The 8,493-nt window shown below is 66.8% G+C and carries 9 protein-coding genes; 5 read left to right on the forward strand and 4 right to left on the reverse strand.

The annotated features are described in order from the left end of the window. The first annotated feature begins 72 nt into the window (after nt 1-72). From tmk to JNN06_RS08600, 5 genes are read left to right on the forward strand one after another with little or no spacing between them, the layout of a single operon-like run. Nucleotides 73-702 (forward strand): dTMP kinase, encoded by a 630-nt coding sequence (gene tmk, locus JNN06_RS08580; protein WP_291239180.1) that lies wholly within the window; start codon nt 73-75, stop codon nt 700-702. A gap of 3 nt (nt 703-705) precedes the next feature. Beyond that, on the forward strand, nt 706-1,836 hold the full coding sequence (locus tag JNN06_RS08585) for a DNA polymerase III subunit delta' (protein ID WP_291239172.1): 1,131 nt from the start codon (nt 706-708) through the stop codon (nt 1,834-1,836). Between the two features lie 3 nt (nt 1,837-1,839). Beyond that, nucleotides 1,840-2,658, forward strand: a complete 819-nt coding sequence (locus JNN06_RS08590; RefSeq protein ID WP_291239173.1) for a TatD family hydrolase — start codon at nt 1,840-1,842, stop codon at nt 2,656-2,658. Beyond that, nucleotides 2,658-3,452: an MBL fold metallo-hydrolase gene (locus JNN06_RS08595; RefSeq protein ID WP_291239174.1), complete on the forward strand. Its 795-nt coding sequence runs from the start codon at nt 2,658-2,660 to the stop codon at nt 3,450-3,452. The genes JNN06_RS08590 and JNN06_RS08595 overlap by 1 nt, the downstream gene beginning before the upstream one ends. Further along, nucleotides 3,449-4,384 (forward strand): AEC family transporter, encoded by a 936-nt coding sequence (locus tag JNN06_RS08600; RefSeq protein ID WP_291239175.1) that lies wholly within the window; start codon nt 3,449-3,451, stop codon nt 4,382-4,384. Before JNN06_RS08595 ends, JNN06_RS08600 begins: the two co-directional genes overlap by 4 nt. 163 nt (nt 4,385-4,547) lie before the next feature. Here JNN06_RS08600 and JNN06_RS08605 read toward each other — a convergent pair whose 3' ends face one another. From JNN06_RS08605 to JNN06_RS08620, 4 genes are all read right to left on the reverse strand, one after another. Further along, nucleotides 4,548-5,486 (reverse strand): ABC transporter permease, encoded by a 939-nt coding sequence (locus JNN06_RS08605; protein WP_291239176.1) that lies wholly within the window; start codon nt 5,484-5,486, stop codon nt 4,548-4,550. Nucleotides 5,487-5,600: 114 nt separating this feature from the next. After that, the gene (locus JNN06_RS08610; protein ID WP_291239177.1) at nt 5,601-6,851 is read right to left on the reverse strand and encodes an ABC transporter permease; all 1,251 of its coding nucleotides are present in this window, start codon (nt 6,849-6,851) and stop codon (nt 5,601-5,603) included. A 4-nt stretch (nt 6,852-6,855) separates the two neighbouring features. Continuing rightward, nucleotides 6,856-7,362, reverse strand: coding sequence for a DUF2314 domain-containing protein (locus tag JNN06_RS08615; protein WP_291239178.1), 507 nt, complete (start codon nt 7,360-7,362; stop codon nt 6,856-6,858). Between the two features lie 69 nt (nt 7,363-7,431). Next, nucleotides 7,432-8,493, reverse strand: a 1,062-nt coding sequence (locus tag JNN06_RS08620) for an ABC transporter substrate-binding protein (protein WP_291239179.1), incomplete at its 5' end; no start/stop codon positions are given.

Below are 8,493 nucleotides of genomic sequence, written 5' to 3' on the forward strand. Positions count from 1 at the left end.
CACCCGGCTCTCCACCGCCGCCGCCGCGCTGATGCAGCGCTTCTTCCCGGCGGATGGGGCACCTGCGAGCTGATGGCCCGCTTCCTCAGCTTTGAAGGCATTGACGGATCAGGGAAAAGCACGCAGGCGCGGCTTCTGGCCGAGGCGCTGCGCGGGCTGGGCCATGCGGTGACGCTGACGCGCGAGCCGGGTGGTAGCGCGGGCGCCGAAGAGATCCGGCGGCTGGTGCTGGAGGGCGAGCCGGAGCGCTGGTCGCCGGAAACCGAGCTGCTGCTGTTCACCGCCGCGCGGCGCGACCATCTGGAAAAGACCATCCGCCCGGCGCTTGCGCGCGGCGAGGTGGTGATCACCGACCGTTTCGCCGACAGTTCGCGCATGTATCAGGGCATTGCCCGCGACGGGCGCGAGGGCTTGGGCGCCACGGTCGATGCGCTGCATGCGCTGATGATCGGGGTGGAGCCGGACCTGACGCTGCTGATCGACATCGACCCCGAGCTGGGCCTGTCGCGCGCGCAGGCCCGCAAGGGCGCGGAACAGCGGTTCGAGGATATGGGGCTGGAGCTGCAACGCCGGATGCGCGCGGGCTTTCTGGCGCTGGCCGCCGCCCATCCGGCGCGGTTCCGGGTGATCGACGGCGCCCGCGCGCCCGAGGCGGTGGCCGCCGAGGTGCTGGCCGTCACCCTTGCCCATCTGGGGGGCTAGGCCATGCCCTCGGTCTATCTGGCCGATTTCCCCGAGCCCGACCGCATCGAAGGCGCCCCCCATCCGCGCGAGACGCCGCGGCTGATCGGGCATGAGGCCGCGCAGGCGGATTTTCTGCAAAGCTACCGGGCCGGGCGGCTGCACCATGGCTGGCTGATCACCGGGCCGCGTGGCCTTGGCAAGGCGACGCTCGCCTGGAAGATCGCGCGGTTCTTGCTGGCCACGCCCGACGAGGATGGCGGCATGTTTGCGCCGCCCCCGCCCGAAACCCTTGATATTCCAGACGATCATCCGATCTCGCGCCGTCTGGCCGCGCTGTCGGAGCCGCGCATCTATCTGCTGCGGCGCGGCCTGACCGAGACGGAAAAGGCGGTGACGCAGGAAATTTCGGTGCGCGAAGTGCGCAAGATGAAGGAATATTTCGGCCTTTCCGCCGCCGATGGCGGGCGCCGCGTGGCGATTGTGGATGCGGCGGATGAGCTGAACGTCTCGGCCGCGAATGCGCTGCTGAAACTGCTGGAGGAGCCGCCAGCCGGGGTGACCTTCCTGCTGATCTCGCATCAGCCGTCGAAACTGCTGCCCACCATCCGCTCGCGCTGCCGCGAGCTGCGGTTGGGGGCGCTGTCTGCGGCGCAGATGGCCGAGGCGCTGGCCTTGGCGGGCGTGCAATCCGAGGCGCCCGAGGCGCTGTCCGAGCTTTCCGGCGGCTCGGTGGGCGAGGCGGTGCGGGTGGCGCAGCTGGACGGTGAGGCGCTCTATGCCGATCTGGTGCAGCTGTTCGCGGCCCTGCCCCGGCTGGATCGTGGCAAACTGCTGGCGCTGGCCGAAAGCGGCGCGGGCAAGGGCAATGCGGCGCGGTTTGACCTGACGCTGACGCTGATGGACCTGCTCTTGTCGCGGCTGGCCCGCGCGGGCACGCTGGGCCGCACCCCGCCCGAGGCCGCCCGCGGCGAGGCGGCGCTGCTGATGCGCCTTGCGCCCGATCCTTGGGCGGGCCGGGTCTGGGCCGATCTCGCGCAAAGCCTGTCGCTCAGGGCGCGGCGCGGCAAGGCGGTCAACCTTGACCCTGCCGCGCTTCTCATGGATATGTTCCTTCAGATCGAACAGACGGCGGGCCGCCTCGCCGCAAGGTGATATATGACCCTGCCCGAAGCCGCCGCTGTGCCGGAAATCGTCGACAGCCATTGCCATCTGGATTTCCCGGATTTCGAGGGTGAATTGCCCCGCATCATCGCCTCGGCCCGTGCGGCGGGCGTGCGGCGCATGGTGACCATCTGCACCAAGCTGCACAATGAACCCAAGGTGCGCGCCATTGCCGAGGCCCATGAGGGCGTGTTCTACGCGGTGGGCCTGCACCCGATGAGCGTGGCCGAGGCCCCGCCGGTCACTGTGCAGCAACTGGTTGATTTCGCACGCCATCCCAAGATGGTGGGCATTGGCGAGACCGGCCTTGACTACCACTACACCGCCGACAGCGCCGAGGCGCAGAAGCTGAGCCTCCGCCTGCATATCGAGGCCGCGCAGGAAACCGGGCTGCCGCTGATCATCCATGCCCGCGCGGCGGATGCGGATATGGCGCGCATTCTGGCCGAGGGCTACCGCGCGCAGCCCTATGCTTGCGTGATGCATTGCTTCTCCTCCAGCGCCGAGCTCGGCCGGGCGGCGCTGGACCTGGGCTTTTACCTCTCGATGTCAGGCATCGCCACCTTCCCCAAAAGCCAGGAGCTGCGCGACATCTTCGCCGCCGCGCCGTTGGACCGCATTTTGCTGGAGACCGACAGCCCCTATCTGGCGCCGGTGCCCCATCGCGGGAAACGCAACGAACCTGCCTATACCGCCTTCACCGCGAAAACCGGGGCAAGCCTGTTCGGCCTCTCGGTCGAGGATTTTGCCGCCGCCACCACCGCCAATTTCGACCGGCTGTTCACCAAGGCCCGTGTCACGGTGGCCGCCTGATGTATCGCTTCACCATCCTTGGCTGCGGCTCGTCGGGCGGGGTGCCGCGTCTGGGCGGAGACTGGGGCGCCTGCGACCCCGCGAACCCCAGAAACCGCCGCCGCCGCTGTTCCATGCTGGTAGAGCGGATCGGCCCGCAAGGCGTGACGCGGGTGTTGATCGACACCTCGCCCGATATGCGCGATCAATTGCTGGATGCGGGCGTGGGCGTGCTGGACGGCGTGGCCTATACCCATAGCCATGCCGATCATGTGCATGGTATCGACGACCTGCGCCAGATCGTGTTCAACCTTGAAACCCGGCTGGCGGTCTGGGCCGATGGCCCGACGCAAGAGGCGCTGATCTCGCGCTTTGGCTATGCCTTTGTGCAGCCCGCAGGCTCGCCCTATCCGCCGATCCTTGACCTGCACCCAATTTCCGGCCCCTTCACCATCGAAGGCCCGGGCGGCCCGGTCACGCTGACCCCGTTCGAGGCCGATCACGGCTCGATCGACGCGCTTGGCTTTCGCATTGCGGGCCTCGCCTATCTGCCCGATGCCGTGCGCATCCCGGAGGAAAGCTGGCTTGCGCTGGCGGGGCTGGAGGTCTTTGTCGTCGATGCGCTGCGCCGCAAGCCGCACCCGACCCATGCCCATCTGGCGCTGACGCTGGACTGGATCGCCCGCGCCGCGCCGGCCCGGGCCGTGCTGACCAATATGCATCTGGATCTGGATTACGCGACCCTCGCGGCGGAATTGCCCGCCCATATCACCCCCGCCTTTGACGGCATGGTGATCGAGCTGCCAGAGGCATGAGCGCGGCGCTGGAGGTCATCCTGCCGGTCTTTCTGGTGATCGCCGCCGGATGGGCCTGCACCCGCGCAGGGATCGTGAGCAGCGAGATCGTCGACGGGCTGATGCGCTTTGCGCAAGGCGTGGCGGTGCCGGTGCTGCTGGCCCAAAGCATCGGCAAGCTGGATCTCGCCGCGAGCTTTGACCTGAAACTGTTCGCCAGCTTCTACAGCGGCGCCTTTGTGGCCTTTGGCCTGGGCTTTGCCGGCGCGCGCTGGCTCGGGCGGCCCGCCACCGATGCCGTGGCCATCGGCTTTGCCGCCATGTTCTCGAACTCGCTGCTGCTGGGCGTGCCGATCACCGAACGCGCCTTCGGGCAAGAGGCGCTGTCGGGCAATTTCGCCATCATCTCCATCCACTCCCCCACCTTCTACGCGGTGGGCATCCTTGCCATGGAACTGGCGCGCAGCCGGGGTCAGGGCCTGCCCGCGCGGGCGGTGGCAGGCAAGGTGGTGCGGGCCATCGCCACGCAGCCGATGGTGCTGGGCATCGCGGCGGGGATCGCGATCAACCTGACCGGCAATCCCCTGCCGGGCGTGCTGCGCGAGGCGATGAAGATTATCGCCTCTGCCGCCATCCCCTGCGCGCTGTTTGGCCTGGGCGGCGTGCTGGTGCGGCTGAAACCCGAGGGCGACAGCCGCGCCATCCTTCTGGTGGTGATGCTCAGCATCCTCGTCCACCCCGCCCTCACCTGGGCCTTGGGCGTCCATGCCCTGCACCTCAGCAGCGACCAATTGCGCTCGGCCACCCTCACCGCCGCCATGGCCCCCGGCGTGAATGCCTATCTCTTTGCCATGAGCTATGACGCCGCCAAACGCGTCGCCGCCTCGGCGGTGCTGGTGGCCACCCTCGCCTCGGTCGGCACCATCTGGCTCTGGCTGCAAATCCTGCCCTGAGCCAATTTCAACCTGATCCAAATATCCCGGGGGAAGGCGGCGGCGCAGCCGCCACCGCTGGGGGCAGCGCCCCCAAGGGCCGCAAGGCCCGCAGCCCCAGTCCTGAAAAAGCCGGGGGCCCGCTTGGGCCCCCGGCTGTTTCAGGACATCACAGTGACACCGCTTAATGCGGTGTCACACCCCGGATGCGTTCGGAGCGGCGGCGCAGCAGTTCCACCGTGGCCAGCAGCGCGATGGAGATGATCACAAGGATCGTCGCCACCGACAGGATTGCCGGGCTGATCGCCTCGCGGATGCCGTTCCACATCTGGCGCGGGATGGTTTGTTGCTCGGGGCCCGCGATGAACAGCACGGCCACCACCTCGTCAAACGAGGTGACAAAGGCAAACAGCGCGCCCGATACCACGCCCGGCAGGATCAGCGGCAGCACGATCTTGAAGAAGGTGCGCTGCGGCGAGGCGCCGAGGCTGGCGGCGGCGCGGGCGAGCGACTGGTCAAAACCGATGAGCGTTGCCGTCACGGTGATGATGACGAAGGGAATGCCCAGCGTCGCATGGGCCAGCACGACGCCGGTATAGGTCGAGGTCAGGCGGCCGCATTCAGTGCCGACGATCGCGCAGGGGTTGGAGTAAAAGAAGAACAGGCCAGTGGCGATGATGATGATCGGCACGATCATCGGCGAGATCAGCACCGCCATGATGATGCGGCGGAACGGCATCTCGCTGCGCGCCAGACCAAGCGCCGCCAGGGTGCCCAGCGTGGTGGCCACGATGGTGGACCAGAAGCCGATGATCACCGAGTTCTTGGCCGCCTTCACCCAGGAGGCATTCTGCCAGACATCCGACCACCAGGCGCTGTCGCGGGCCGCATCAGGCGCCACCATGCCAAAGGTCAAGAGCAGGTCATACCAGCGCAGGCTATAGCCTTCGGGGTCCAGCGTCAGCATCTTTTGGGTGAAGGTGAAATAGGGCTCGGCGTTGAAGCTGAGCGGGATCACGATGATGATCGGCGCGATCAGGAAGATGAAGATCGCGGTGCAAAGGACGTGGTAGGTGTAATACCACAGGCGCTCCAGCGGGTCGGCATAGACGGGCAAGGCCATTGGGCGGTCTCCGGTCGAGTGGTTTGCGGTGGAACTCCCGGGGGCGCTGCCCCCGGACCCCCGGGATATTTTTGAACAGAAAATGCAGGGGCGCTCGCAGCCGCCCCCGCGGCCTTAGCCCAGTTTCAGTTTGTCGATGCCGACGAGCCGGTCATAGAGCCAGTAGAGCAGCAGCACGCCCGCCAGCAGCATGCCCGAAAGGGCGGCGGCCAGCGACCAGTTCGACTTGTCCATGTGGAAGTCGATCATGTTGGAGATCAGCTGCCCATCCGCGCCGCCCACCAGTGCCGGGGTGATATAGTACCCCACGGCGAGGATGAAGACGAGCAGCGAGCCTGCGCCGATCCCCGGCAGGGTTTGCGGCAGGTAGATGCGGCGGAAGGTGGTCCAGCTGGTGGCGCCCAGGCTGCGGGCGGCGCGGGCATAGGTCGGCTTGATCGTGCGCATGACCGAATAGAGCGGCAGCACCATGAAGGGCAGCAGGATATGGGTCATCACGATGATCGTGCCGGTCTGGTTGTAGATCATGTCCAGCCGCCCGTCCTCGGACACGAAGCCAAGCGCCACGAGGATGTTGTTCACCACCCCCTGCCCTTGCAGCAGCACGATCCAGCTGGTCGTGCGCACCAGAAGCGAGGTCCAGAAGGGCAGCAGCACCAGGATCATCAGCAGGTTGGCCCGCGCCATCGGCAGGGTGGCCAGCAGATGCGCGATCGGGAAGGCCAGCAGCAGGCAGATGAAGGTGATCAGGCCCGACATCACGAAGGTCTTGCCGAAGAGCCACAGATAGATCCGCTCATTCTCCGGCACGGCCTCGGTGCCGCCATCGGCGGTGCGGGCGCGGTCGGTGGCGATCAGGTAGAAATCGGTGGTCCAGGGCGAGGCGGCATTGCGCATCGCCGTCCAGATCAGCGGGTCGCCCCATTTGGCGTCATCGGCCAGCAGGGCTTCCTTGTAGGGCGGCTCCAGCTTGTCGGCGCCACGGGCCGCGCCGGTGAACAGCGAGCGGGTGCCGGGCACGGTGTAGTTGATGCGGGTGCCCGCCTCGCCTGCGGTCTTGTCGGCCTTCATCTGCTTGAGATCGGCGGCCAGCGCGGCATAGGCCGCCTCATCCGGCGCGGTGCCTTCCGGGTTGGCAGAGAACCATGCCCCCAGTTGCGGCGCGGCCTTGGCAAAGCCGTCGTGATAGACCGAGCGTTGCAACATCTGCCCGATCGGCACGATGAAGGTCAGCACGATGAACAGCAGAAGCGGCGCGACCAGAAAGAAGGCCTTGCGGCGGGCCCGGGCCTGTGCGGCGGCCAGCGCCGCCTTCAGCGGGCGGCCATCTGCGGTGGTCAAGAGGGCGGCGGTGGTGTCGGACATCGGCTCAGTTCTCCTCCGGCAGCGGGGCCAGGATGGCTTCGAGTTCGGCGCGGGAGGCCGCATCCAGAGCGGGCAGCATCACGCGGGTGGTGTAATTGCCATGCAGGCGGCCATCGTCACTCGTGAAAGACCAGTCAGAGACCTCGGACCGTGGCACCGTGACGGGATCACCGGGAGAGCCGGCAAAGCCGTTCGGCGCATTGGCCAGAACCCCTTCGATCCGCGCGCCTGCAAGACGGGTCAGTTGCACCCAGATATGTTCATGGCCTCCTGGCACCGGATGCGCCCATTTCACCAGCCATCTGCCTTGCGACAGATCGGCCTGGGCGGCCTGGTCCAGAAAGCGTGGCAAGCTGGCCCGGGCTTCCGTGATCGCCGCCTCCATCACCGCATCGTCGCTGGCATAGTCGATCATCGCATCGCCCCCGGCACGGGCCGCCGTCAGCGGCAGCACAGACCAAAGCGACAAGGCAAGACAGACCGCCCGCAGCGGCAGGAGGCAAACACGCATCACCGGCACCCGTTACACGCAGGAATGGGAAAGCGGAGGGGGCAGCGCGCCGCCCCCTCCGTCATGGCCTCAGTTGGCGGCCAGCCAGGCGTTGAAACGCTCGTTCAGCTCGGAGTCGCGATCAACCCAGAACTCGTAGGACGAGGGCAGCGCATTGGTCAGGTTCTCGGCCGAGGTGGGCATATGCGGCGCCATGTCGGTCTTGCCATCCATGAACTTGCCAACCAGAGCGCCCGAGGATTTGCGGGCCGGGCCGTAGCTGATCCATTTGGCCTGATCGGCCAGACGCTGCGTGTCGGTCGCGAAAGCCAGGAACTTCTTGGCTTCTTCCAGGTTCGGGGCGCCTTTCGGGATCACGAACAGGTCATATTCGTAAACCTGGCCGTCCCAGACCACTTCAAACGGCTTGCCATCGGTGACAGCGGCCGAGAAGATGCGGCCGTTATAGGCGGTGGTCATCGCCACTTCGCCATCGGCAAGCAGTTGCGGCGGCTGGGCGCCGGCTTCCCACCAGATCGTGTCCTTCTTGATCTTGTCGAGCTTGGCAAAGGCGCGGTCCACGCCTTCCGGGGTTTCCAGCGTCGCATAGACTTCGGCAGCCGGCACACCGTCAGCCATCAGCGCCATTTCCAGGTTCGCCTTGGCGCCCTTGCGCATGGCGCGCTTGCCCGGGAACTTCTCCAGATCGAAGAAGTCGGCCATGGTTTTCGGGCCTTCGGGGAACTTCGAGGTGTCATAGGCGAAGACGGTCGAGAACACGATGGTCGAGACCGCGCAATCGGTCAGCGCGCCCGGCAGGAAGTCTTCGGTGGCCGGGGTGCCATCGGGGGCGGCGGGCAGGCTGGCATGGTCGATCTCTTCCAGCATGCCTTCGTCGCACAGGCGGATGGCGTCGGCATATTCGACGTCAGCCACATCGACGGTCACGTTCTTGGCTTCCACCATGGCTTTCACCGGGGTCGCCGGATTGTCGGCATCCACCATGGTGACCTTCACGCCGGTTTCGGCGGTGTAGGGCTTGATATAGGCTTCGATCTGGCTGGTGGCATAGGCGCCACCCCAGGACATCACGGTCACGTCGGCCAGCGCCGGAACCGACGAGATCGCGGTCAGGGCCGTGGTCAGAGCGAG

The sequence above is a fragment of the Gemmobacter sp. genome (assembly GCF_016792925.1).
Taxonomy (GTDB): domain Bacteria; phylum Pseudomonadota; class Alphaproteobacteria; order Rhodobacterales; family Rhodobacteraceae; genus Gemmobacter.